The sequence below is a fragment of the Halomarina rubra genome (assembly GCF_023699475.1).
GTDB lineage: Archaea > Halobacteriota > Halobacteria > Halobacteriales > Haloarculaceae > Halomarina > Halomarina rubra.
This window is the reverse complement of sequence record NZ_JALXFV010000001.1, coordinates 84,491-109,264: the sequence shown is the minus strand read 5'-3', so window position 1 is coordinate 109,264 and position 24,774 is coordinate 84,491. Positions and strand designations below refer to the sequence as shown.

26 protein-coding genes and 1 pseudogene are annotated in these 24,774 nt (G+C 69.4%); 15 read left to right on the top strand and 12 right to left on the bottom strand.

Going from position 1 to position 24,774, the window contains the following annotated elements; translation table 11 throughout:
- Positions 1-60: 60 nt before the first annotated feature.
- A complete protein-coding gene (locus M1L36_RS00600; protein ID WP_250871759.1) occupies positions 61-435 on the top strand; it encodes a DUF7532 family protein in 375 nt (124 codons plus the stop codon).
- The gene (locus tag M1L36_RS00595) at positions 432-1,823 is read left to right on the top strand and encodes a DUF402 domain-containing protein (protein WP_250871758.1); all 1,392 of its coding nucleotides are present in this window, start codon (positions 432-434) and stop codon (positions 1,821-1,823) included. The genes M1L36_RS00600 and M1L36_RS00595 overlap by 4 nt, the downstream gene beginning before the upstream one ends.
- A 9-nt stretch (positions 1,824-1,832) precedes the next feature.
- Here the strand turns inward: M1L36_RS00595 and M1L36_RS00590 are convergent, their stop codons facing one another.
- A complete protein-coding gene (locus tag M1L36_RS00590) occupies positions 1,833-3,350 on the bottom strand; it encodes an LVIVD repeat-containing protein (protein WP_250871757.1) in 1,518 nt (505 codons plus the stop codon).
- 48 nt (positions 3,351-3,398) lie between these two features.
- Positions 3,399-4,364, bottom strand: coding sequence for an ROK family protein (locus tag M1L36_RS00585; RefSeq protein ID WP_250871756.1), 966 nt, complete (start codon positions 4,362-4,364; stop codon positions 3,399-3,401).
- A 181-nt stretch (positions 4,365-4,545) separates the two neighbouring features.
- Here M1L36_RS00585 and M1L36_RS00580 point away from each other — a divergent pair, with 181 nt between their 5' ends.
- Complete coding sequence (locus tag M1L36_RS00580) at positions 4,546-5,283, top strand: SDR family NAD(P)-dependent oxidoreductase (protein WP_250871755.1); 738 nt, start codon at positions 4,546-4,548, stop codon at positions 5,281-5,283.
- Positions 5,284-5,314: 31 nt separating this feature from the next.
- On the opposite strand, the gene M1L36_RS00575 is transcribed toward M1L36_RS00580, so the two are convergent.
- Positions 5,315-5,512: a hypothetical protein gene (locus M1L36_RS00575; protein WP_250871754.1), complete on the bottom strand. Its 198-nt coding sequence runs from the start codon at positions 5,510-5,512 to the stop codon at positions 5,315-5,317.
- A 91-nt stretch (positions 5,513-5,603) separates the two neighbouring features.
- Here M1L36_RS00575 and M1L36_RS00570 point away from each other — a divergent pair, with 91 nt between their 5' ends.
- Positions 5,604-6,401, top strand: coding sequence for an SDR family oxidoreductase (locus tag M1L36_RS00570; RefSeq protein ID WP_250871753.1), 798 nt, complete (start codon positions 5,604-5,606; stop codon positions 6,399-6,401).
- A gap of 253 nt (positions 6,402-6,654) precedes the next feature.
- Here M1L36_RS00570 and M1L36_RS00565 read toward each other — a convergent pair whose 3' ends face one another.
- From M1L36_RS00565 to M1L36_RS00545, 5 genes are all read right to left on the bottom strand, one after another.
- Positions 6,655-7,140: a DUF2243 domain-containing protein gene (locus tag M1L36_RS00565; protein ID WP_250871752.1), complete on the bottom strand. Its 486-nt coding sequence runs from the start codon at positions 7,138-7,140 to the stop codon at positions 6,655-6,657.
- A 148-nt stretch (positions 7,141-7,288) separates the two neighbouring features.
- A complete protein-coding gene (locus tag M1L36_RS00560) occupies positions 7,289-8,323 on the bottom strand; it encodes a lysylphosphatidylglycerol synthase transmembrane domain-containing protein (RefSeq protein WP_250871751.1) in 1,035 nt (344 codons plus the stop codon).
- A gap of 72 nt (positions 8,324-8,395) precedes the next feature.
- Positions 8,396-8,959 carry a metal-dependent hydrolase gene (locus M1L36_RS00555; protein WP_250871750.1) on the bottom strand — a complete coding sequence of 188 codons (564 nt, stop codon included), beginning with the start codon at positions 8,957-8,959 and terminating at the stop codon, positions 8,396-8,398.
- A gap of 36 nt (positions 8,960-8,995) precedes the next feature.
- Positions 8,996-9,220 (bottom strand): glycine zipper domain-containing protein, encoded by a 225-nt coding sequence (locus tag M1L36_RS00550; protein WP_250871749.1) that lies wholly within the window; start codon positions 9,218-9,220, stop codon positions 8,996-8,998.
- 53 nt (positions 9,221-9,273) lie between these two features.
- Complete coding sequence (locus M1L36_RS00545; protein ID WP_250871748.1) at positions 9,274-9,846, bottom strand: LURP-one-related/scramblase family protein; 573 nt, start codon at positions 9,844-9,846, stop codon at positions 9,274-9,276.
- Positions 9,847-10,049: 203 nt separating this feature from the next.
- Here M1L36_RS00545 and uvrA point away from each other — a divergent pair, with 203 nt between their 5' ends.
- From uvrA to M1L36_RS00525, 4 genes are read left to right on the top strand one after another with little or no spacing between them, the layout of a single operon-like run.
- Positions 10,050-13,034, top strand: a complete 2,985-nt coding sequence (gene uvrA / locus M1L36_RS00540) for an excinuclease ABC subunit UvrA (protein ID WP_250871747.1) — start codon at positions 10,050-10,052, stop codon at positions 13,032-13,034.
- Positions 13,035-13,086: 52 nt separating this feature from the next.
- A complete protein-coding gene (locus tag M1L36_RS00535) occupies positions 13,087-13,773 on the top strand; it encodes an HNH endonuclease (protein WP_250871746.1) in 687 nt (228 codons plus the stop codon).
- 43 nt (positions 13,774-13,816) lie between these two features.
- Complete coding sequence (locus M1L36_RS00530; RefSeq protein WP_250871745.1) at positions 13,817-14,800, top strand: WD40/YVTN/BNR-like repeat-containing protein; 984 nt, start codon at positions 13,817-13,819, stop codon at positions 14,798-14,800.
- A gap of 53 nt (positions 14,801-14,853) precedes the next feature.
- On the top strand, positions 14,854-15,936 hold the full coding sequence (locus tag M1L36_RS00525; RefSeq protein WP_250871744.1) for a geranylgeranyl reductase family protein: 1,083 nt from the start codon (positions 14,854-14,856) through the stop codon (positions 15,934-15,936).
- A 40-nt stretch (positions 15,937-15,976) separates the two neighbouring features.
- On the opposite strand, the gene M1L36_RS00520 is transcribed toward M1L36_RS00525, so the two are convergent.
- Positions 15,977-17,164 carry a S8 family peptidase gene (locus M1L36_RS00520; protein WP_250871743.1) on the bottom strand — a complete coding sequence of 396 codons (1,188 nt, stop codon included), beginning with the start codon at positions 17,162-17,164 and terminating at the stop codon, positions 15,977-15,979.
- Between the two features lie 149 nt (positions 17,165-17,313).
- Between M1L36_RS00520 and M1L36_RS00515 the strand changes: the two genes are divergently transcribed.
- Positions 17,314-17,670 carry a cell division protein SepF gene (locus tag M1L36_RS00515; protein ID WP_250871742.1) on the top strand — a complete coding sequence of 119 codons (357 nt, stop codon included), beginning with the start codon at positions 17,314-17,316 and terminating at the stop codon, positions 17,668-17,670.
- A 62-nt stretch (positions 17,671-17,732) separates the two neighbouring features.
- Here the strand turns inward: M1L36_RS00515 and M1L36_RS00510 are convergent, their stop codons facing one another.
- Together M1L36_RS00510 and M1L36_RS00505 are read right to left on the bottom strand one after the other, a co-directional pair.
- Positions 17,733-18,113 carry a DUF5611 family protein gene (locus tag M1L36_RS00510; RefSeq protein WP_250871741.1) on the bottom strand — a complete coding sequence of 127 codons (381 nt, stop codon included), beginning with the start codon at positions 18,111-18,113 and terminating at the stop codon, positions 17,733-17,735.
- 25 nt (positions 18,114-18,138) lie between these two features.
- Positions 18,139-19,065, bottom strand: coding sequence for a DUF7093 family protein (locus M1L36_RS00505; protein ID WP_250871740.1), 927 nt, complete (start codon positions 19,063-19,065; stop codon positions 18,139-18,141).
- An 86-nt stretch (positions 19,066-19,151) separates the two neighbouring features.
- On the opposite strand from M1L36_RS00505, the gene M1L36_RS00500 reads away from it, so the two are divergent.
- The 3 genes from M1L36_RS00500 (at position 19,152) to M1L36_RS00490 (ending at position 21,500) form a co-directional block, all read left to right on the top strand.
- A complete protein-coding gene (locus tag M1L36_RS00500) occupies positions 19,152-19,448 on the top strand; it encodes a DUF6432 family protein (protein ID WP_250871739.1) in 297 nt (98 codons plus the stop codon).
- Between the two features lie 102 nt (positions 19,449-19,550).
- A complete protein-coding gene (ygfZ, locus tag M1L36_RS00495; RefSeq protein WP_250871738.1) occupies positions 19,551-20,651 on the top strand; it encodes a CAF17-like 4Fe-4S cluster assembly/insertion protein YgfZ in 1,101 nt (366 codons plus the stop codon).
- Between the two features lie 171 nt (positions 20,652-20,822).
- Entirely contained in the window at positions 20,823-21,500 is a 678-nt protein-coding gene (locus M1L36_RS00490) for a hypothetical protein (RefSeq protein WP_250871737.1), read from the top strand.
- Between the two features lie 64 nt (positions 21,501-21,564).
- Here the strand turns inward: M1L36_RS00490 and M1L36_RS00485 are convergent, their stop codons facing one another.
- The gene (locus M1L36_RS00485) at positions 21,565-22,053 is read right to left on the bottom strand and encodes a PUA domain-containing protein (protein ID WP_250871736.1); all 489 of its coding nucleotides are present in this window, start codon (positions 22,051-22,053) and stop codon (positions 21,565-21,567) included.
- A 166-nt stretch (positions 22,054-22,219) separates the two neighbouring features.
- Here M1L36_RS00485 and M1L36_RS00480 point away from each other — a divergent pair, with 166 nt between their 5' ends.
- From M1L36_RS00480 to M1L36_RS00470, 3 genes and pseudogenes are all read left to right on the top strand, one after another.
- Positions 22,220-22,516, top strand: a complete 297-nt coding sequence (locus tag M1L36_RS00480) for a DUF7562 family protein (protein ID WP_250871735.1) — start codon at positions 22,220-22,222, stop codon at positions 22,514-22,516.
- Between the two features lie 259 nt (positions 22,517-22,775).
- A complete protein-coding gene (locus M1L36_RS00475) occupies positions 22,776-24,155 on the top strand; it encodes an RNB domain-containing ribonuclease (protein ID WP_250871734.1) in 1,380 nt (459 codons plus the stop codon).
- A gap of 128 nt (positions 24,156-24,283) precedes the next feature.
- Positions 24,284-24,774: pseudogene (locus M1L36_RS00470) on the top strand (CARDB domain-containing protein); the annotation flags it as partial.

Sequence of the window (24,774 nt, the reverse complement as noted above, 5' to 3'; positions counted from 1 at the left end):
AACTCTACGCCTCGCGGGCGTCTCCGGTGGCTTTTCGAGCGGCCCTGTCGAAGCGACGGTATGCACTTCGACAGCCGAACGCAACGGGCGCTCCGCGAGGTCGGTCTCTCGACCGAGGCGGTCCGCGACGCCGACGAGCGCGTCAAGCGGTTCACTCGCGAGGACGCCGACGTGCTGGTGGCGTTCTTCGAGGCCCACGACACCGTCTACTCGGACATGGACCTCGCTCACAGCGCCGACGGCGTCAGCGAGCACGTCGTCGACCACGTCGACTGCTACACCCACGCCGACGCCATCCGCGGGTACCTCAAGTTCGACACCTGGGGCGTCCCCATCGAGGGTGGTCGCCCGCTCGACGACGGTCTCGTCGAACTGACGCTCGGCCCGACGGTGAACGGCCGGACGAAGTTCGCCGCCGACCCCGACGCGCTATGAGCGTCCGCGTCCGGGGCATCTACACGACGGCGCTCACCCAGTTGCTCCACGAGGAGGAGGGCGTCGTCCAGGCCTCGGAACCCATCCGCGAGCGCTTCGACGCGACGTTCCCGGTCGCACCCGCTCGGGCGACCGTCGAGACGACCGACGACAGACAGGGCGTCGGCGTCGCCGGCGAGAGCGCGACGGTCGAGACGGTCACCGACCACCTGGAGTCGGTCGGCATCGACACGCTCTCGTGGAGCGACCCTGCTCCGACCGGGGCGGTGTTCGACGCGCGAGTCGAGGAGACGAAACGCAGTGGCGCGGTGCTCGACCTCGGAGGGAGCGACGCCGGAGTCGAGGGCTGGCTCCACTTCTCGCAGGTCGACGACGAGGTCGAAGCCGGCGACACGCTCCGGGTGCAGGTCCGCGAGGCCGCCGCCCCGTGGAGCGACGACCGACCGAGCTGTACGACCACCCTCTCGGTCGATGCGGAGCTGGCCCGCCTCGTCCGGTCGAGCGGTGGCGGCGCGACGACCGGCGGCGTCGAACTCGCCTCGTTGCTCCCCACGGACCCTCGCGAGGGGTGGGCGCTCCGCTGGGACGGCCGGGCCGACGACGCCGACCTCGACACGCTGGGTGCGACGGTCGACCGACTCAACGAGCGGGCGGCGGCCCTCGACGCACTCGACGATGGGGTCGGTAATCCCGGCCGCCTGACCGACGGGCTGGCGACGACCTGGTGCTGGTTCGGTCGCGAGACGCGGTTCGCACTCGACGCTATTCGACGCGAGGTGACGCCGACGATGGCCGGCCACCACCGCGCGAAGGCGGCGACGAACGCCGCCAGCGCCGCCGTCGACTTCGTGGAGGCGGTCTGTGGCGACGCGGGAGAGACCGGCGGCGAGTTCCCGTTCGGTGCACTCACCCGACAGTTCGGACCGACGGCGGGCGACACGCTCGCGCTCGGCCACGGCAAACCCGCGGGACGGCTCATCGTCCTCGGACGCGGCGAGGTGACCGAGTACGACCCGTCCGGGGCGGTGACGCTCGAACGCGAGATGACGCCCGGCGGCCGATACGACGCGCTGGAGGTCGAACGGCGGGCGGGCGACGTCGCCGTCACGAAGCTGAAAGAGGGGCGCTGGTGGTACCCGACCGTCTACCGCGGGAGCGACGGCGAACGCCGCGGGACGTACGTCAACGTCTGTACGCCGGTCGAGTTGTTCCCGGACGTGGCGCGGTACGTCGACCTCCACGTCGACGTGGTGAAACACGCCGACGGTCGCGTCGAGCGCGTCGACGACGACGAGTTGGACGAGGCGGTCGCCGCGGGCGAGGTACCCGAACCGCTCGCCGAGAAGGCGCGAGCGGTGGCGAGCGCCGTCGAAAACGCGCTCCGGTAGTCGGCGTCGTTACTCCGAGTCCTCCCGGTTCCGGAGCAGTCGCCACGCGGCGAGGCCCGTCCCGGCGACGCCCGCGGCGACGCCGAAGCCGGGACCGGTGCCCGAGGAGTCTTCGGTGGGGTCGGCGGTCGTCGCGTCGGTAGCCGGAACGCTGGAGGCCTCGCTGCCGCTGGTCGTCGGCGAACTCGGCGAACTTCCGCCGGACCCGTCGCCGGTCCCCGTGCCGTTTCCGCCCGTGTCGACGGGCGTGTCGGTCGGCGTCGGCGTCTGGGTGCGCGTCGAGCGCTCGTCGAGCGGCGCGTCGGGGAACACCATCAGCCCGCCGAAGAACCCCTCGCCGTTGTGGTCCTCGGAACTCGCGACGAACGTCTCGCCCGGCGTGAGCACCTGTGCGGTCCAGAAACTCGCGTTCTCCCGGTCGGCCCACTCCCGGAGGACGCCGGGGCTGGCGGGGTCGGAGAGGTCGAACACCTTCACGCCGCCCTGATACCAGGAGGTGTAGAGCCGACCGTTCGAGAACTCGAAGTTGTGCGAGGTGGTCCAGACGCCGCCGTACGTCGGGTCGGGCGTCGGCGGCGGCGTGATGGTCGACAGGCTCTCGGGGTTCGCGGGGTCCGAGATGTCGAACAGTTCGATACCGCTCGGACCGTCGCTGTCGGCGTCGGCCTCGCTGTCCCACGACTCCGCGCCGACGCCGAGCAGCGAGGCGTCCTCGTTCACGGCGACGTAGTGGTCGTTGCCCGGCGGCTGGGTGTACTCGCCCTGCCCGGCGTTGGCGAGTTCCTCGGGCGGCCGACCACGGACGTGAGCGACGACCGACGGCGAGGCGGGGTCGCTCACGTCGAGCAGCCACGTCCCGGCGTCCCAGTACGCGAGGTACGCGACGCCGTCCTGGACGTACATGTCGTGGAGGACGTGGAAGTACGGCGGCACCTCGCCCCACGCCTCGTTCTCGTCGGCGGGCGACCAGCGGCCGAGTTCCTCGCCGGCCTCGACGTCGATCATCACCACCGGGTTGCTCGCCTGGCCGCGGGCGAAGTTGTTCGGCCGGTAGGCGACGCCGTCGGTGAAGAAGACGTTGTGGTTCGCGGACTCGGTCTCGTAGACGGTCACCTGTTCGGGGCTGGCGGGGTCAGAGACGTCGTAGAGCACGAGCGCGTTGACGACACCCTGCTGGGTGTTGGCGGGGCCGGCGACGAGCAACTGCTCGCCGTCGACCTTCACGTCGTAAATCTGGCGCATCGGGCCGTTCTCGTGGTCGGCCAGCAGGTCGCGTTCCTCGGCGAGTACGGTCGGGTTCGCGGGGTCGCTCACGTCGACGGTGGCGAACCCGGTGGTCGTCGCGAGGTAGACGACGTCGCCGGAGACGATGGCCTCGGTGGTTCCGGGGACCTCGACGCGTCCGAGCGGGCCGTACTCGTCCTGGGTGGTCGACCGGGCACCGGCGATACGGGAGAGCGCGGGGAGCGTCGCGGCCGCACCGAGCGACTGGAGGACGCGGCGGCGACCGAGTTCGGGGGACTCCATGTGAGGACTCGGCGAGCGCTCCCGGTATGACTTACGGTTCGGCGACTGTCACGACCGGCCGGCGGCGCGCTCGCCCGTCCCGCCGGTGAGGGCGCTGGCGAGCGCGCCCTTGACGACCACCTCGTCGCCCAGCGTCGTCAGTTCGACGTCGGGGACGTTGACGAGCAGGTGGTCCGCGAGGCGCTCGCGGATGGGGTCGAGGACGGTGTCGGGGTTGTGGAGCGCGACGGACCCGCCGACGTACACCACGATGGGCGCGTAGGCGTGACAGAGGTTCGCCATCCCGAGCGTGTTCCAGTCGGCGACCCGGTCGAGCGTGTGGGCCGCCAGCGGGTCGGCGGCGGCCTCGAACACGTCCGCGGCCTGGAGGTCGGCCAGCGGGAGGTCCGTCGAGACCCCGTCGCGTTCGGCGAGGTGCCGGGCGTACCGCGGGATGTTGTCCCCCGAGCAGTACGCCTCCCAGTGGCCCGGTGAGCCACAGCCACAGGTCATGTTGCCGTGGGGGTCGAGCGTCATGTGGCCGACCTCGCCGGCGTTGCCGTCCCACCCTTTCAGGACGTTGCCGTCGACGGCGACGCCCGCGCCGATACCCGTCGACATCGTGAGGTAGACCACGTCGTCGGGGGTGCGCGGGCCGTAGAACCGCTCGCCGATGAGCCCCGCGATGGTGTCGTTGTGCAGGTACACCTCCTCGCTGTCGATGAGGTTCTCCACCGGGCCGGTCAGCGGGATGAGTTCGATGGCGTCGGGCAGGTTCGCCGGCTGTTCGACGGTTCCAGCGGCGAGGTCGAGCGGTCCGAACGAGCCGATGCCCGCGGCCGTCACCCGGTGGGGTTTGACGTCCGCGTCCGCACACGCCGCTCTGACGGTGTCGAGGACCGCCTCCGTGACCGCGATACCCGTCGGTCCGGTGGGTGTCGACCCCCGCGCCCGACCGACGACCTCGCCTCGGGCGTCGGCGACGACGCTTCGAACGTTGGTCGCCCCCAGGTCGACGCCCACGTAGTAGGCCATTGGCTCTACCACCGACGTCACGACAGTTAAATCCTCCACACATTACCTCGGACCCGGATTAAAACTTCGAGCGGTGCACGGTCCGTTCGCGACCCCACGTGGCTCCCGTGTGCCCGCGACACGCCTCGCCGCCGTGTCCGCAACCCGCGTCGCTTTGTCCGGGGCGGTCCACTGACACGTCATGCTATCACCGGACCTCGACGGGCGCGTGGCGCTCGTCACGGGGAGCGCGAAGGGCCTCGGCGCGGCGCTGACGGAGTCGCTGGCGGCGTGTGGCGCGGACGTCGCCGTCCACTACAACACGAGCGACGAGGCGGCCCGCGAGGTCGCCGACACCGTCGCGGACCACGGCGTCGACACCACCGTCGTCAGCGGCGACGTCACCGACCCCGACGGCGTCGACGCGCTGTTCGACGCCGTCGAGGCCGACCTCGGGAGCGTCGACGTGCTGGTCAACAACGTCGGGGCGTTCGCGCCGACCCACTGGGAAGACATCGAGTGGGACCACTGGCAGACCGTCGTCGAGACGAACTTCTACGGCACCGTCCTCTGCTCGAAGCGGGCGCTCGGGCCGATGCGCGAGGCGGGGTGGGGCCGCATCGTCAACGTCGGCTACGCCTCCGCGGAGAAGGGTCTCGTCTCCTCGACGAACTTCCCGTACTTCGTCGCGAAGGCGGGCGTGTTGATGTTCACGCGGATGCTCGCCGCCGACACCCAGGACGACGGCGTCACCGTCAACGCCGTCTCGCCGTACGTCATCGAGAACTCCGACGAGTTCCCCGACGACGCCCCCCGAGGTCGGTGGGCGCGCTACGACGACCTCGCGCAGGCGATGCGTTTCTTCGTCGACGACGGCAGCGCCTACATCTCCGGGGAGAACGTCGAGGTCGACGGCGGGTGGCTCCCCGAGGAGGTCTGAGACGGCCGCTGGACCGCCTCCGAAGCGCGACTCAGGCGACGTCGGTCTCCTGGTTCGCGGCGTACTTGAGGAACTGCGGGACGACCACGAGTTCGACCGCGGCCAGACCCGCGAGCAGGTAGCGCATCGTCCCGTCGTCGACGAAGACGAACGCGGCGATCAGGAGGACGGCGGCGCTGCTCGCGCCCATCCCGTAGCGGACGACGGGGTTGTGGAGGGGGTTGCTCATCTGTCGACTAGAGCGAATCCCGCGGTTTAGTGATTCTCATCGACGACGGACGAACGGAAACGCCTACACGACCCGTCGCGAGACCGGTCGTATGGACCTCCGACTCGACGGAACGCGGGCGTACGTGATGGCAGCCAGCAGCGGCCTCGGCCGGGCCGTCGCCGAGGAACTCGTCCGGGAGGGTGCGCACGTCGTCGTCTCCTCGCGGAGCGCCGAGCGACTCGACGAGGCGACGGCCGAGATTCGGGCGGCGACCGACTGCTCCCCGGACGCCGTCGACAGCGTCGTCTGTGATCTGGGTGACGCCGAGTCCGTCCGGACGGCGACCGAGACCGCAGTCGAGCGACTCGGCGGTCTCGACGTGCTCGTGACGAACCACGGCGGCCCAGACACGACACCGTTCTCGGGGCTGTCGATGGCCGACTTCGACGACGCGTACCACCACGTCCTGCGGAGCACCGTCCTCGCCTGCGAGACCGCACTGCCGGCGCTCCGTGACGGCGGTGGGGCCATCACCCACCTCGTCGCGGCGTCGGCGCTCGAACCCTCGGCTCGCGGCGCGCTCGGGAACGTGTTCCGACCGGGCATCTACGGCCTCTCGAAGGTGCTCGCCGAGGAGTACGGCGCGGACGGCGTCCGCGTCAACTGCGTCTCGCCGCGGGGAGTCGTGACCGACCGTATCGAGCAGAAACTCGCCGCCCGCGCCGAACGCGAGGGCATCACCGAGGCCGAAGCCGAGCGCCAGCGGACCGACGAACTCCCGCTCGACAGCCTCGGGACGCCGGCGTCGTTCGGGAAGGCGGTGGCGTACCTCTCCTCGCCGGCCGCCGAGTTCGTCACGGGCACGACGCTCCCCGTCGACGGCGGGTGGCACCGCCACGCGTACTGACCGACAGCACGCTGGCGACACCGTTCGAGGACGACGGCTCAGACGGCCGCCAACGCGCGGTCTGCGACCACCACGAGCACGGCGACGGCGAGCCAGAGCGCCGGCACGGCCAACAACAGGACTACCCAGTGGGGAACCGGAGTCGAGGACGCGGCCCCGTGCAGCGGACCGACCGGGAGCCGGGCACCGAGCCACGCGGCGAGGAGCGGCGTGACCAGAGACGGTTCCGCCGGGAGTGCCGATGCGGGGGCGCTCACGCGGACTCACCCCGGGGGTCGCGCCGTCCCGTCCGGTAGACGTAGTAGCCGGCGACGACGAACAGGAGGCTGACGACGACCCAGTGCGGGTTGTACTGGCCGCCGAGCGAGAGGGGACTGCCACCCGCGCCCACCGGCCGGTGGAGCCCCAGGAGGGCGTGGTCGACGACGGCGTCGAACACGTCGAACGCCCCCAGCCCCATCAGTGCAGCCCCGGCGAGCGGTCGCACCGGGAGCGGGGCCGTCGCCCGGCGTTCGGCCCGCCAGAGGAGGCCCGCACCCACCCCCGCGATAGCCACCATCCCGAGCGAGAACAGTCCGTCCGCGCGGACGTTCGTCCGGAGTCCACTCACCGTGCTCGTGGGGTAGACCCCCGAGACGAGGTGGTGCCACTGGAGGACGTGGTGGAGAATCAGCACGTCGATCAGTCCGCTGAACCCGAAGCCGAACACCCCGGCGGCGAGGATGGCGCGTCGGGTCACCGTCGGTCACCGTCCGGCGAGACGGTCGGTCGTCCGTTCATGGCGACCCACGTCGGTCGTCGGCCGCGAGAAGGTGCGGGTTGTGAGCGACGGGCGTACTAGAGGGGTGCCGTCTCCGGGCGAGCGGTCGCACCGGGAGCGGGGCCGGTCAGGCGACGCCGTCGGCCGTGGAACGAGCGGCGCTGATGGCCTCGCGGCCGCCCAGCGCGAGCGTCGAGAGGCCGCCGACGGGCAGCGGTGCCCAGAACGTCGCCGTCCGGTAGAGCAGCACGGCGGCGGAGGCGGGCGGGACCGCCACGCCCGCGAACGAGACGAGCAGGCCGACGAGGGCGGCTTCGACGCCCGCCGCGCCGCCGGGCGAGGGGACGAGCGTCCCGACGCCCGCGAGCGGGAGGACGCCGAGGACGAGCGGGAACGACACCGCCGAGCCGACGGCGTCGAGCGCCAGCCAGAGGCAGGCGGCGGCGGCGACCTGCCCGAGCGCGACGATGGCGACGACGCCCGCGAGTCGCCGAGGCGAGCGGGCGACGAGTTCGACCGACGCGACGACCCGTTCGACGCGTTCGGTGACGCTCTCCGTCGAGGGGGGCGTCTTCGAGGGGAGGACCCGACAGACCAGTCGGACGGGGACGGCGACGACCCGACCGGCCGCGCCGACGAGTCGGTCCCGGAAGCGCCACGCGAGGACGCCGAGGACGGCCAGCACCGGCAGCGCCAGCAGGGCGCTCGAATCGGGGCGGGTCGACCCGCCGAGGCCGGCGAGCGCCAACCCGAGGCCGACCGCGCTGACGACGGCGTCGACGGTGACGACGGCCGCGAGACTCTGTTCGTACTCCGTGTCGGTCGCCGAGGAGACCAGCAGGCCGCTGACGGGGCCGGCGGCGGCCTTCCCGAACGGGGCGAGGCAGCCGACGAACGTCGTCGCGAAGAACAGCCCCACCGCCCGGAGGCGGCCGACGCGCGTCCCGAGGATGTCGAGGACGCCCCGGAGCGCGATACCGCGACACGTCAGCGCGACGAACGCCAGACCGAGCATCAGCCCGACGGTCCGGGCGTCGACACCCGGCGGGAGCGAGAACGGACCGGCGACAGCGACCACGACGGCCGCCAGCGCGACACCACCGACTGCTGCGACCCGTCTCGGGCCGACGACACCTCCGAACCGTTGGACCAGCGCTCCCATGACTGTCAGGTGCTGGGGAACCTACTGGCTAAGTGGCGGTGGCAACGTGCGTAGCCCCGACGCGAGCGGGGGCTACGTGCGTGCCCGGAGGCGGTCGACGGCGTCGGGAACCCGCCGGCGGACGAGCGTGTACCCCGTCCCGACGGTGAGCAACGCGACGACAAGCCAGCGAACCGGTCCAGTCACGACGAGCAGGGCCGCTCCCGCGAGCGCGGCCGAACAGAACAGGTCCTCGGGCGACCCGTCGTAGCGAATCCACCGTCTGGCGGTGAGCCACTCGCCCGTCAGGTGGCAGAACACCGCCTCGTCGCTGGTGCGTTCCCAACTGCGCCACTCCCGGCCGGCCTCGAACCAGTCCGAGAGGGCGTGGAGCGCCGCCGCGACGGTGAACGCCGCGAGCGCGACCGACCACTCCGTCGTGACGAGCGCGGCGAGACCGACCGCCGGGACGGCGACGACCCAGCCGTACGCCGGGAAGTGGAGCGTCCTGCGGTGGGTGCCGACGACGGCGTCGAGGTCGGGGAACAGTCCCCCCGCCGCCCCCGCGAGGAGCGCCGTCGTGGCCTGGCCCGGTGCGACCACGACCGCCGCGCTAGCGACGACCAGTCCCGCCAGCGCGTGGGTGGTGGCCATCATGGGTGGGAGGACGGACGCCGCCGGGATAACTGTCGGTTACGACTCGGCGACCCCGGCGCTGAACGCCGCACCGAACGCGACACCGAGTGCGATGCCGACCGGCAGCCAGAGGCCGACGTCGTCCGTCGCGACACCCAGCGCCGCGCCGAGACCGACGCCGAGGGCGATACCTACCCCCATCCCCGTGGGGTTCACCGCGCCGTCGGCGTCGTCGTTCTCGGGCGTGTTCTCGTCGGTACCGTCGGTCGCGTCGCTCACCATACGAGGACTGTCGCGGGCGAGACCATAACTCCGCGCTCGGACGGGGTCGTCGCTCAGTTGCCTTCGAGCGCGTCGATGGCGCAGGCGGCGGCGACGATGGCCTCGCGGGGGGCCGCGCCGGTGTCGCCGATGGTGACGTCGTAGATGTCGCGGATGGAGAAGCGCTCCTCGATGGTCCCGATGGACTGGCCGTCGGGACCGGTGATGGAGTAGCTGTGTGGGAGCAGGCCGGCGATGTCAGAGAGGGACTTCAGCGCCATGACCAGCGAACTCTCGGACTCGATGCGCGCCCAGAGGTCGCCCTCTGGCGAGCGGATGTTGTAGTTGTGTTTGAAGACGGTGAACTCCTTCTCGATGACGCCGAACGTCTCGCCGGTCTGCTCGTCGACGAGCGCGTAACTGCCGGCGATGTCGAGGACGTTCTTCGCCTTGAGGCGGAACTTCGTCTCCCCGTCCGGGGTCGTGAACGGGAAGTCCTCCTTCATCTTGAACAGCTTCTGTTTGCCCTTCAGGACCGTGGTGCCCGCCCCGTCCTCGACGGCGTACTTGTTCCGAATCAGGCTCTGTCTGACGACGTAGCGGTCGTCGGTGAGGTCGATGCCGCCGATGACGTCCTGCGTGCTCATGGGCGGCGCTACTCGCGACCGACCCATCAAATCACCGGCTGTGACAGTCGTGTGTTCGGGGCGTGACGCGGCGGTCGGCGACGGACGGACCACGCCTGCGCAAGCCCCCAAACCGCCCGACAGCTCGCCACCGGAGACTGTCGCTCCGGAAGAACGATGCCGTGACCGACAGGGTTTCAGGCGGCCCGCACCTGGCGCACGTAATGAAGGAGAACATCGAGGTCCGAGGGGCCGAAGAACACAACCTCAAGGACATCGACGTGACCATTCCTCGCGAGGAGTTCACCGTCGTCACCGGACTCTCGGGGTCGGGGAAGTCCTCGCTCGCGTTCGAGACCATCTACGCCGAAGGCCAACGCCGCTACATCGAGTCGCTCTCCGCGTACGCCCGGAACTTCCTCGGCCAGATGGACAAGCCACAGGTCGAGTCGGTCGACGGTCTCTCTCCCGCCATCTCTATCGACCAGAAGAACGCCGCGAACAACCCCCGCTCGACGGTCGGGACCGTCACCGAACTCCACGACTACCTCCGCCTGCTGTACGCTCGGGTCGGGACGCCCCACTGCCCGGAGTGTGGCCGCGAGGTCGGCGAACAGAGCGCCCAGAACATGGTTCGCCGCATCCTCGAACTGCCCGAGGGGACGAAGGCGAAGGTCGCCGCACCCGTCGTCCGCGACCAGAAGGGCGCGTTCGCCGACCTGTTCGACGACCTCGTGAGCGAGGGGTACGCCCGCGTCGAGGTCGACGGCGAGGAGTACGACCTGACGACCGAGCGCCCCGAACTGGACGAGAACTACTTCCACACCGTCGACGTGGTCGTCGACCGCGTGAAGATCAGCCCCGAGGCTCGCTCGCGCATCACCGACAGCGTCGAGACCGCCCTCGAAGAGGCCGAGGGGTCGCTCAAACTCATCGTCCCGAACCCGCCCGAGGACGTCGACATCGGCGGGGAGAAGACCCGCTCGACCGGTGACCTCGCGGGCACTGGCGAGGACGAGGAGGACGAGACCGAGGCGACCGAGCGCCTCGTCGTCACGTTCTCCGAGGACCTCGCGTGTACCCACTGCGGCATCGACCTCCCCGAGATAGAGACGCGGTCGTTCTCGTTCAACTCCCCCCACGGGGCGTGTCCGGCCTGTGAGGGCATCGGCGAGACCAAGGAGGTCGACGAGGCGCTCGTCGTCCAGGACCCCTCCAAGCCCCTGAAGGACGTGTTCGAGCCGTGGAGCTACTCGCGGTCGTACTACCAGACGCGACTCGACTCCGTGGCGGCGCACTTCGACGTCTCGCTGTCGACCCCGTTCGAACAGCTCGACGAGTCCGTCCAGCAGGCGTTCCTCTACGGCACGGACGAGAAGGTGGTGTTCAAGCGTCGGACGAAGAACGGAACGCGACGGAAGGAGAAACGGTTCGAGGGCGTCGTCCCGAACCTCGACCGCCGCTACGTCGAGACGGACTCGAAGGGCACCCGCGAGCACATCGAGGAGTACATGGCGACGACGCGGTGTCCCGCCTGTGACGGCACCCGACTCAAGGCCGAGTCCCGCGCCGTGCTCGTCGACGGGACGGCCATCACCGAGGTCAACCGGCAGTCCATCGGCGACGCGCTGGTCCACTTCGAGGGGATGGAGGGGACGATGAGCGACCGCGACCGCACCATCGCCGAGGAGATACTGAAGGAGATCCGCGCCCGCCTCGGGTTCATGACCGAGGTCGGTCTGGAGTACCTGACGCTCGACCGCGAGGCGTCGACGCTGTCGGGTGGCGAGAGCCAACGTATCCGCCTCGCGACGCAGGTCGGCTCGGGGCTGGTGGGCGTGCTGTACGTGCTCGACGAGCCCTCCATCGGCCTCCACCAGCGCGACAACGACCGCCTGCTGAACACGCTCGAAGGCCTCCGTGACCTCGGGAACACGCTCATCGTCGTCGAACACGACGAGGAGACGATGTGGCGGGCGGACAACGTCATCGACATGGGTCCCGGTCCCGGCAAGCGCGGCGGCGAAGTCGTCGCCAACGGCCCCGTCCAGGAGGTGATGGACACCGACGACTCCATCACGGGCGACTACCTCGCGGGCCGAAAGCAGATTCCCGTCCCCGAGGAACGCCGCGAGCCGTCTGGTCACCTGACGGTGAAGGGCGCTCGCCAGCACAACCTCCGTGACCTCGACATCGACGTCCCCCTCGGGAACTTCACCGCCGTCACGGGCGTCTCGGGGTCCGGGAAGTCGACGTTCCTCCACCAGATACTGTACAAAGGACTGGTCAAGCGGATGAACGGCACCGACGTCCGACCCGGCGAACACGACGACATCGAAGGGCTCGACGAGGTCGAGACCGTGCGACTCATCGACCAGTCGCCCATCGGCCGGACGCCGCGGTCGAACCCCGCGACGTACACCGGCGTGTTCGACCACATCCGCGAACTGTTCGCCTCGACGAAGCTCGCCAAGCAGCGTGGCTACGAGCGCGGACGGTTCTCGTTCAACGTCAAGGGCGGGCGCTGTGAGGCGTGTGGCGGGCAGGGGACCGTCAAAATCGAGATGAACTTCCTCTCGGACGTCTACGTCCCGTGTGAGGAGTGCGACGGCAAGCGCTACAACGACGAGACGCTCGACGTCACCTACAAGGGCGCGACCATCTCCGAGGTGCTCGACATGAGCGTCGAGGAGGCCTACGACTTCTTCGAGGCGAACTCCCAGATAGAGCGCCGACTCCAACTGCTGAAGGACGTCGGCCTCGACTACATGCGCCTCGGTCAGCCCTCGACCACCCTCTCGGGCGGGGAGGCCCAGCGCATCAAACTCGCCGAGGAACTCGGGAAGAGAGACACCGGCGAGACGCTGTACCTGCTCGACGAACCGACGACGGGCCTGCACAGCCACGACGAACGCAAACTCATCGAGGTGCTCCAGCGGTTGACCGACCGCGGGAACACCGTCGTGGTGGTCGAGCACGAACTCGACCTCGTGAAGAACGCCGACCACATCATCGACCTCGGGCCCGAAGGCGGCGAGAACGGCGGAGCCATCGTCGCGCAGGGCACCCCCGAGGAGGTGGCCCGAACCGACGACTCCTACACCGGGCAGTACCTCCGCGACCACCTGCCGAGGGTGGAGTTGGAGGGGCCGCGCTCGGAGCGCGAACGCGAGCGGCGTGCCGAACCGCCTGCCGCCGACGACGACTGAGACCGGCCGGCGAACCGACAGCTTTTGATCCGACGACCGCGCGTTCGGGACCATGTCACGCTGGCGTGCGGTCGTTCGCCGCGAACTCGCACGGTTCCGGGCGGAGACGGGCTACGACGTCGTCGGGCGACAGGAGTTCCTCGACCAGTCTCTCTCGGTGTTCAGAGACGAGTTCCCCCACAACGACCATCCCGGACAGAAGGTGAGCCAGGTCCTCCAGCAGTTGCGCGACCGCAACGAGGTGACGTTCCTCGACCCCGGAACCTACCGACTGCACGACCTGCACCTCGATTCGGCCGACGAGGTCACCACTGCGCACGAAGACGAACCGCGTTACACCGCGAGCGAGTACGAGACCACCGTCGGCGCGCGGTCGATGCCCGCGGCGTTCCGTGGCGCGATACTGAGACGCTACGACGCCACCTGTCCCGTCTCGGGCGTCGACCACCCGCGACTGCTGGACGTCGCGCACGTCGTCCCGTGGAGCGCGGACGTGGACCGACGGACCGACCCGGGGAACGTCCTCGCGTTGAGCAAGACCCACCACGCCGCCTTCGACGCCGGGCAGTTCACGCTCGACACCGACGACCGACTGCACGTCAGCCCCGAGTTCGAGACCAGTTCTGAACACCTCCGCCGGACGCTCCTCGACCGCGACGGCGACCGACTCGACCTCCCGACGGGCGCGCTGGGCCCCGACTGCGTCGAGCGTCACAACGAGTCGCTCTCGTGGTGGTGACAGCGCGACACAGTTTTTCACCCCACGTCTCCTGCTAGCAGGCATGACACTGTACGCCGCACTCCGCACCGCGCTCCTCGTCGTCCGTGACGAACGAGGCGACCCGACCGTCGAGCGCCGACTGACCGACTACGACCTCGAGTGCGTCGAGGCGCACCCCGACGCGCCGGACACCGTCCTCGTCGGGACGTTCGACGACGGTCTGTATCGCTCCACGGACGGCGCGGAGTCGTTCGGGCGGGTCGCTCCCGAGATGGAGTCGCGGGTGATGAGCCTCGCCGTGAACCCCACCGACCCCGAGGAGTGGTGGGCCGGGACCGAACCGTCGCGGGTGTACCACTCGACGGACGCGGGGGCGACGTGGGCAGAGAAGCCGGGGCTGACGGACCTCCCGAGCGCCGAGGACTGGTACTTCCCGCCGCGACCCGACACCCACCACGTGCGGTGGCTGGAGGTCGACCCGGGGAACCCGGCGCACCTCTACGCCGGCATCGAGGCGGGTGCGCTCGTCCAGACGTTCGACCGTGGGGAGACCTGGGAGGACAAGGTCGAGACCTCACGGTTCGACAACCACTCGCTGGCGACCCACCCGCTCGCTCCCGACCGGGTCTACTCCGCGGCGGGCGACGGCTACGCCGAGAGCCACGACCGCGGTGCGACGTGGCAGTACCCACAGGCCGGCCTGCACCACCGGTACACCCACTCCGTCGCCGTCGACGCGGGCGACCCCGAGGTGCTCGTGCTCTCGGCCGCGAGCGGGCCACGGGCCGCCCACTCCCCGCCCGGCGAGTCGTACGTCTACCGCCGGGAGGCCGACGGCGCGTGGACGCAGGCGATGGACGGACTCCCCGACCCGAACGGGTTGCTCCGGGCCGTGCTCGAACCGGGCGACCCCGGCGAGTTCTTCGCGCTGACGAACCACGGCGTCTACCGGAGCACCGACGGTGGCGTGTCGTGGGCGGCGCTCGACGTGCCGTGGGGAGAGGCGTTCGAGTCACAGGGCGGCCGCGGTCTGGCCGCGGTCTGAGCCGACCGACCGAACCGGGAAGATATTTCCGCGACCGTGTCGGAACACCGTCAATGTACGACTTCGTCGTCGTCGGTGCGGGGCCGGCCGGGGCGCGCTTCGCCCGGCGTGCGGCCGAGCGTGACCGCGACGTGCTCGTCCTCGAACAGGGCGAGATCGGCCTCCCGCTGGCGTGTTCGGGTCACGTCAGCCTCGACGTCTGGGACTACGTCCCCGAGGCGGACCGCGACGACCTGTTCCAGAACGAGATCTACGGCGCGCGGTTCCACGTCGGCGGCCCCGACACCGCCGGCGAACCGTTCTACAAACGCGAGGTCATCTCCAACGCCATCGACCGCGTGGGCCTGGACAAGGCGCTGGCTCGTGCGGCGAGCGAGGCGGGCGCGGACGTCAGCGACGAACACACCGTCACCGGCGTCGAAGAGCGCCGCGACCGGGTCGTCGTCACCGCGAACGGCCCCGAGGGCGTCGACACCCACGAGGCGCGGATGGTCGTGGGCGCGGACGGGCCGCGCTCACGCGTTCGCGAAGCGTGTGGTCTCCCCGAACCGCGCGAGTTCCTCCACGGCGTGCTCGGGTTCGACCACACGCCCGACGACCAGGACTACGTCGACGTCCACCTCACCGTCCCCCGCTTCTTCGCGTGGCGCATCCCCCGTGGCGACGACGGCGTCGAGTACGGTCTCGCCGCCAGGCCCGGCGACGACGTCTCCGGGCGGTTCGACCGACTCTGTGAGGAGTACGGCGTGACGATGGACCGGCGCTGTTCGGGGCTCATCCCCATCGGGCCACCGAAGCGCGTGACGGGTCGCCGGAGCCTGCTCGTCGGCGACGCCGCCGGCCAGACCAAACCGTTCACCGGCGGCGGCATCCTCTACGGGATGCGCGCCGCGGACCACGCCGCCCGCGAGGTCGACCCCGAACGGCCGGAGACGCTCGGCGACTACGAACGGACGTGGCGCTCGGAACTCCGAACCGAGATTCGGCTGGGCCACGCGGTCCGGGCGGCGTACTCGCTCCCGAAACCCGTCCAGCGAGCGGGACTGCGGGCGCTCTCGGGCGAGATAGCGGTCCACATGGACGAGCCGTCGTCGCTGTTCACCCGCGAGGGACTGCGGGCGCTGGTCGGTCGCTGAGTCGAAAGAAAACCGAAGGCAGACCGTTCTCGCGTCGAACTCAGTTGTTCGAGGAGTCGTAGCCCAGCGCGGCGGCCACGTCGAGCAGGCCAGCGCCGCTCTCGTTGTCGCCGAGACCGAGGTCCTCGGCCGTGTTGAGGAGCGTGCTGCGAGCCTGGTCGTTCGAGGCACCGTCGGCCATCAACTGCGCGGCCGCGCCGGCGACGTGGGGCGTCGCCATCGACGTGCCCGAGAACGTGTCGTAGGCACCGCCGGGGATGGTCGAGTAGATGTTCGACCCCGGCGCGGCGATGTCGACTTCGGGGCCCGTCGAGGAGAAACTCGACAGGTTGTCCCCGGAGGTCGTCGACCCGACGGCGAGCGTCTCGGAGTACGCCGCAGGGAACCCGACGCAGTCCGAACACGGACCGGAGTTACCCGCAGCGGCGACGATGAGGACGCCGTTGTTGTTCGCGTAGGTACAGGCGTCCTTGAGCGTCTGCGTACCCGAGGAGCCACCGAGACTCATGCTGGCGACGTCCCAGCCCTGGTCGGCGACGTACTCGACACCGGCGGCGATGTCGGAGTACGACCCCGACCCGCGTTTGCCGAGCACCTTGACGGCGTGGAGCGTCGCTTCGGTGGCGACGCCGACGACGCCCTCGCCGTTGTCGACGGCGTCTGCGGTCCCGGCACAGTGCGTCCCGTGGTCGTTGTCGTCGTCCCAGTCCTCGGCGTACTTGCCCTTCGCCTTCGTGAACGCGCGACCGGTCCCGAGGTTGTCGACGAGGTCGGGGTGGTCGGAGTCGATACCCGTGTCGAGGATAGCGAGGTCCGCACCCGCGCCCGTCGACCCGTTGGCGTGGGCCACTTCGGCGTCCACACGGTCGATACCCCACGGGAGGGTCTGTGCGGCCGTAGTCGACCCGTCACCGGGCTTGCCCTGCAGGGCGTGCATCGTACCGTCCTCTTCGACGTAGCGGACGTCACGGCGCTTCTGTAGCTGTTCGATGGCCTTGTCGGAGAACCGACCGGCGACGGCCTGGCCGATGTCGCCGAAGTCGAGCGTCCGGCCGACGGCCTCGGCCTTGCCTTTCGCGTCGTCGGTGGCCGCCTTCGAACTCGTCCCGACGATTCGTTTCGGCGCACGCCCACCGCGAGCGGTCGCGGTCCCAACGAGCAGTGTACCAGCAGTACCCGCCGCCGCTCCCTTGAGGAACCGACGCCGACTAGTGTTATCTTCTCCCATGCGGTTCGCTACGAAGTGGCACTGTTATAATAATATTACGAACTAATATCGTTGTTTCAACGTCGGTCTAACGATATCTGATATAAATTTGACGGTGGAAACGCCGTCCGACGCAAGAATTATGCCCGCAACGGTCCCCTTCACGGGATATGGGTCTTATGGACAAGCTCATCGGTGGGCGCGGCACGCGCAGCACCGACGAGTACGTCGAACTCGACGTCGACGATTTCGAGGCGGAGTCCGGCGGTGGCGGCACGAGCATCCACATCGCGAAGATCGGCGACAAACAGGACATCATCGCCATCAAGGACGCCGTCTACGACGGCGACATCGTCGTCGCCGACATCACGCGGCACACGACGAGCGACCGGACGATGGAGCACATCTCCGACGAGTTGAAGCAGGTCGCTCGGGAGGTCGGTGGCGACATCGTCCAGAAGGACGACGACCAGCTCATCATCACGCCGACGGGCGTGAACATCAGCCGCGAGAAGCTGACGCGATAGCGGACCCTCTCTGCAGTCGCTGTTCGACGGTGTGAGATCGGAAGTGGCGAGTGACGTCGCCTTCAGAAGTCGGGGGAGTCGTCCTCGACGGCGCGCTTGAGCGATTCGCGACGGCTCTTGGCGTCGCGACCGGTCGCTTCGAGCAGGAACTCGTTCTTCGCCGAGACGGCCTCACCGGCGGACTCGAGGTCGTCGGGCGAGAGTTCGGTCGGGTCGCGCTCGACGAAGTCGACCGCGAGTTTGTCCTTCTTCCCGGAGTACGAGACTGCACCGGCGACGATACGCTCGAAGACCGGGTTGTCCGGTTCGCCGACGACGTAGAGGTCGCTGCCCTTGAACTCCTCCGTCTCGGTGATGGGGCCGAAGTAGTCCTCGACGCTCGCCTTGAGGTCGGGCATTCGGTCTTCGAGGTGCTCGCCGCGCCGCATCTTGTACTCGCGCATGTGCAGTGCGTAGACGAGGGAGGGTTTAGGGGTTCCGTTCAGCGACGAGATAGCCGGACCGACACTCCGGGCAGACGTCGCCAGCCCGCAACGACACCGCTCCCGCGGGCGTCTCGAAGCCACAGTCCGGGCAGTGGAACGTCGTCTCGGCCGGCGTTCCGGCGGTCTCCTCGAACTCGGGCCCCTCGTCCTCCTCCTCGGGGTCGTCCCCGCCGGTCCCGTTGCCCATCACCTCGGCGACGGTGGGGCCGTCGTCGTCCTCGGCGTCGGGGTCGTCGAGCAGTCGGTCGGGGTCCCACGGACGGTACTGCTGGCCGTCGTGGGCCGGCCACTCGCCGTACTCGCGCTGGTCGGGGTCGTCGGTGAGGATGATGGCGTCGTCGGAACTCTCCTCGCTCCGACCGTCTGCCGAGATTCCCTCTGCGACCTCGTCGGTCTCGGCGACCTCGTCCAGCCCACCCACGTCGGGGCCGTCGGCGTCGTTCTCGACGAGTTCCGCGCCGTCGTCGTCGAGGTCCGTGGAGTCGGTGGAATCCGTGGAGTCGGTGGAATCCGTGGAGTCGGTGGAATCCGTGGAGTCGGTGGGGGCGGTGGCGACACCGTCGGTCGCCTCGGGAGCGGAATCGTCGGTCGGCGTGGTGGCCGCCTCCACTCCCTCGGACGGTTCGGTGTCCGGGGCGAACCGGTCGGAGGGGTCGTCCTCGCCCGTCGTCTCGAACGCACCCGGTTCGCGGTCGTCGTCGCTCTCGACTTCGCTCCCGTCGACGTCCGCCGGTGCGTCCACGATACTCGTCACCTCGGTGTTCTCCGAGAGCACCCGCTCGGCACCACACCGGTCGCAGACGGCAACCTCGCGGATGGAGGTGACCACCTCGCTTCCGCGCTCCTCGCGCTCGCGGACGACCTCGTAGTCGTCGAACGCGTGGCCGAGAAGCGTACACGTGAGAGCCATTGGCTTTTTCTACCGCGTTCGGCACATAAGCCTACTCCTTACCCCCGACGCCACAGGTTAAGACCCACGGCGTGCTACCCCGTCGTATGCGTGTCAAGCGGGAGTACCGGAGCCGTGACGACACCGAGGTCACGGTTCTCGACGCCCTCGTCGACCGCGGCGAGGAGGGGATGACCGTCCTCGAACTCCGCACCAGAGTCGAGGTCGAGATCGACGCCCTGGAGACGGCGCTCGCCGCGCTGAAGTCCGACCGGCTCATCACCACCGAACGCGAGGACGGTCGGCTAGTCATCCGCCCCGCCGAGAAGGTCGTCCCCGACGAGGACGAGACCGACGAGGAGACCTCGCTGGTCGACCGCCTGCGCGAACGGTTCCCGTTCTGAGCGCGGCGGGTCTCGTGAGAGAGAGAGGGCGGCCCCCACGATGGGGCCGCCCCCGCTCGCCGGACCGGTGGCGTCTTACTTCGAGGCCGGCAACGTCGAGCCATGACCGTCATCGAGGATGTCCACGCCGACCACGGAGCGACGTTCCGGTCGGTGGGCGGACGGCGCGTCGTCGAGGACTACGGCCGCCCCGAGCGAACCCACCGCGCGGTCCGCAACGGCGTCGGCGTCTGTGAGATGGGCTACGGCGTCGTCGAGGTCACGGGCGAGGACCGCGTCGACTTCGTCGACAACGCCGTCTCGAACCGCGTCCCCGAGGAGGACGGCCGCGGCGTCTACGCGCTGTTGCTCGACCCGCAGGGACGCATCACCACCGACCTCTACGTCTACACCACCGAAGAGCGCCTGCTGGTGTTCTGTCCCCCCGACCGCGCGACGCCCCTCGCGACCCAGTGGCGCGAGAACACGTTCATCCAGGACGTCTCCATCCGGGTCGCCAGCGACGACTTCGGCGTCTTCGGCGTCCACGGCCCCTACGCCACCGAGAAGATCGCCTCGGTGCTGAACCACGCCGGCGCGCCCGAACCCGCGCTCACGTTCGTCCGCGGGTCGATGGGCGACGCCGGTGTCACCGTCGTCGCGACCGACGGTCTCGCCGGCGAGGACGGCTACGAGGTCATCTGCGCGGCCGACGCCGCCCCCGAGGTGTTCGAGACGCTCGTCGTCCGCGGGAACAACGCAGCCCCCTTCGGCTACCGGACGTGGGAGACGCTGACGCTCGAAGCCGGCACCCCGCTGTTCGACACCGAACTCGCCGGGCGCGTCCCCAACGTCGCGGGCGTCCGCAACGCGCTCGACTTCGAGAAGGGCTGTTACGTCGGTCAGGAGGTCGTCTCGAAGGTCGAGAACGTCGGTCAGCCCTCGAAACGGCTCGTCGGCCTCGCACCCGAGACCGTCCCGCAGGCGGGCGCGCCCGTCTTCGCCGGCGACGACGCGGTCGGCGAGGTCACCCGCGCCGTCGCGGGACCGAGCTACGGTGGCCCCGTCGCGTTCGCGTACGTCGGCTTCGACGCCGCGAACGACGTGGACGCCGTGGCCGTCGACGCCGAGGACGACGAACGAGTCCCGGCCGAACGCGTCTCCCTGCCGTTCGTCGACGGGAGCGCCCGGTCGGCGCGCCTCCCGACGTACCCCGAGGACTGAGCACCGGGCGAGTTTCACGAACGTCATAACGTCACTTCAGCTAGACAGTCAAAATGTTCTGTAAATCGGAGAGGTATCTCTCGACGATGCTCTCGCAAATCCTGCGAGCGCGTCTCAGCTGACGAAATCGGGGAGAAGGGATTTACTCTCGGCCGTCGAATACTGTCAACCATGAGACGTACGGTCGTCGTGGTCGCACTCGCGGCCCTCGTCGTGCTCGCCGGCTGTAGCGCCATCGACGTCAACCGTCCGGCAGACAACGCCTCGAACGAGAGCGACGCCCCGGGCGGTCCGGGCGCGCCGACGACCGACGGAAGCGACACCGCCACCACCGACGACACCGACGACACCGACGACACCGACCAGGCCGCTCGGGGCGAGACGGAGACGGTGACCGACGACGCGGGGACCGCCGAGCCGACGGCCACGCCGGTCCCCGAGACGCTCCGTCTCACCAACGACGGCGGGGCGGACTACGTCGTCGCGGTGACGGTCACCAAAGGACCCATCGAGGCGGTGAAGCTCGCGAAAGCGGACGGCTCGACCGACGTCGTCGTCCTCGACGAGCAGTCACTCGACGACGCGCTGACGTTCGACACCGTCGACGTCCGCCCCGTCGAGGTCGTCCAGGCGAACACCGAGGTCGAGGTCGACCCCGGCGAGTCGCTGACCACCGACCTCCCCGGTGAGGACCGCCGCTACGTCCTCGTCGAGGTCCACGTCGACGACGAGGAGCGGACCGTCGTCGGCGCGACGACGCTCTCGTGTTCGGTCGGTGAGTCGGTCGCCGACGTCTCGGTCACCGTCGACGGCGACGACGTCGACGTGACGAGCGTCTGTGCGGACTGACCGTCGGTGAAAGGGAGGGGGCCACCGATAGTGGAGCGGAGGGCGCAGGACCGACTGTGGCCGTTCAGAACGTCTGTTCGTAGAGGTCGTCGCCGACGTGGTGGACCGACTCGACGACCTTTCCCTCGTCGCCGACGAGGTCCGTGCCCGCTTCGAGCGCGCGACCGATGGCGAGGACCTTCCCGTGGGTCTCTTCGGCGATGGCGACGAGGTCGCCCGAGGCGATGGCGTCGTCGGCTTCGACGATGCCCGGGCGCATCACGTCCGCGCCGCCCGAGACGAACGACACCGCGCCGGCGTCGACGGTGACGACGCGCTTCTCCGGCGGGAACTCGTTGGCCCCGCGGACCGTGAGGAACGGTTCGTCGCCGTCCGCACCGAAGTACGCGACCAGCGGGTCGCCGTCGACCAGGACGAGGTCGACCGGGGCGTCCTCGAACTCGACGTGCTCGAACGAGTCGCCGGTCAACTCGACGCCGAGCTGGTCGGCGAGCGTCTCCTCGATGCGCCGGATGGCGTCGCTTCGGAGGTGATGGCGGGACTTCACCTGCATACCCGATGCTCGCGGCCGAACCGGATAAACCGCCCGACACGTCACGCCTCGTGAGGCTCCGCGGCGCGTGCCGGTCCTGTCGGCCCACCCCCATCACGTCGTGACCCGTGACTGTCGTGACAGGAGCGAAAAGCGATAAGCCGAGGCCCACGTAGAGACGAACGAGATGTGGGGCTGGCGAAAACGCGGGTCCGACCGCGTCGACTGTGTCGCCTGTGGAACCACCGTGGACCGTCCGTCCGCCCGCGAGTACGACAAGGAGGGCGACCGCTGGTCGCGTTCCGGCAAGGAGTTCGAGTACGTCTGCAAGGCGTGCCACCGCGACCTCTGTCACCAGCCACGTGCCGAACTGGAGGCACTCCTCGTCGACATCGCTCGCCACGGACGGCTGAACCAAGAGGAGTTCCTCCGGCGCTACGAGGAACAGGTCGTCGAGCGCTACGGACCGCTCGAATCGAAGTGAGAGTCAGCAGTAGTCTGTTCTCCTTCCGTTTCTTCGCTGACTCTCGACGCGTCGACGGCCAGGGGTGACGACGCCTCGAACGCGCTCGGGCGCGACGGTCGCGCCGTCTCGGTTGCGGTGGCCAGGAGCGCGCCCGCCGCACCGAGTCGTCGGCCCGAGGGGTTTCGAGGCCCCGGTCTCGGCCACGGTAACGTCACGGCTCACGAACCACCACGCTAGCCCCGACACGCCTAACTACACGCTCTCGTTACACGAGGCCATGAGCGACCAGGAGCAGGAATCCGCAGACGAGAAGCAGGCGGCCCAGGCCGAGGCCGGCACCGCCGAAGGCCAGGGACCGGTCGAGATCGACGAGGAACTCGCCCGCCACCTCGCGAACAAACGCGAGGACCTCTTCGAGAAGTTCGAGATTCGCGACGGCTTCCCCCAGGCCGTCCTCGACGAGGCCGAAGAACGGACCACTGGCGTCGAGGCCGAGATAGAGTCGGAGCTAGACGAGCGGAAGGACCTCCGAGAGCTGACGACGTGGACGACCGACCCCATCGACGCCCAGGACTTCGACGACGCCATCTCGGTCGAACGCACCGACGACGGCTACCGACTGTGGGTCCACATCGCCGACGTGAGCCACTACGTCCACCCGGGTAGCGAGATGTGGGCCGAAGCCGTCGAACGCGGGAACACGGTGTACCTCCCGGCCTACACCATCCACATGCTGCCGCCGGTGCTGGCCGAGACCGTCTGCTCGCTGGTGCCCAACGAGGACCGACTGGCTCACACCGTCGAGATGGAACTGGACGGCGAGACCCTCAGCTACGAGTCCATCGACATCTACAAGTCCGTCATCCACTCCGACGAGCGCCTCACCTACACGCAGGCCGAGAACCGCCTGGACGACCCCGACGCGCCGCTCCACGAGGAGTGCTCGCTGGTGTTCGAGTTGGCCGAGCAGATGCACGAACAGCGCAAGGAGGACGGCTCGCTCGTGTTGAACCCGTCGCGGGACCGTGCCCACACCATCATCGAGGAGTGCATGCTGAAGGCGAACAAGGCCGTCACGCACGTCCTGATGTTCCAGCGGGGCGTGGAGGCGATGTACCGCGTCCACCCCCAGCCCTCCCCCGACGAGTGGGACCGCGCACTCACCGAGATTCAAGAGTTGGACGGCGTCTCCATCCCCAGCGACTCCTGGGAGGACCCCCGAATCGCCGTCAACGCGACGCTCGAACAGGCACCGGGCCGCCAGTTGCGGAAGATACAGCGCGCCGTGATGCGCGTCATGCCCCGCGCGAAGTACATGAACGACCCGTTCGGGGGCCACCACGCGCTCAACTTCGAGATATACGGCCACTTCACCTCGCCCATCCGCCGACTGTCGGACCTCGTCAACCACTGGATCGTCCACGAGAACGACGTGCCCGAGGACCTGCTCGAACTGTGCGACCGCGCCAGCGAGAAGCAGAAACGCGCCGAGCGCTGTGAACGCGAGTACAAACAGTTCCTCTCGGAGGTCGGACTCGACGCCTACGCCGTCAACAACCGCGGTCTCGAAGTCGTCGAGGAGGACGAAGACAACGACGGCGAGGGGGAGAGCGAGGCCGACGGCGACGGGAACGACGAACTCGAAGCCGAGGAGTAGCCACCCCTCGACTCCCGACACCCGGAACAGTCTCGTTTACCGAAGCGTCGTTTTTGCCCGAGAGAGCGGGTCAGGAGCCGGAATCGTCGCCACGCTTTTGCGCGGTCGGCGGCTACGTACGGTACTCGATGACTCGTCTCTCGGTCCCCGCGACAGTCGCTCTGACCGTGGTGCTGGTCGTCTCGCTCGGCGCGGGGACGACCGTGTTCGCCCAGGAGGTCCCCGACGCCCGACTCACCGTCACCGACGCGACGGTCACGCCCGAGCAACCGGTCACGGGCGCGCCGACGACGGTCTCGGCGACCGTCTCGCTGTCGGCGGGCAGTCCCTCGCCCGTCTCGCTCGACCGCGTAGAACTGCGCGAGGGCGACGAGACGCTCGCCGCCGCAGACGACCTCGGCGCGCTCTCGCAGGGCGGGACGCTCACCGTCCCGCTGACGACGACGTTCGACAGCCCCGGCGCGCGCGACCTCGAACTCCGCGTCGTGGGTGAGAACGCGACCGGCGCGGAGGTGAGCGCGACCCGACCCCTCTCGCTCGTCGTGGAGTCCGCGCCGCCACAGGTCACCGTCCGTTCCGGGTCGGCCGTCGCCGACTCGCCGCACGAGGTCGCCGTCGA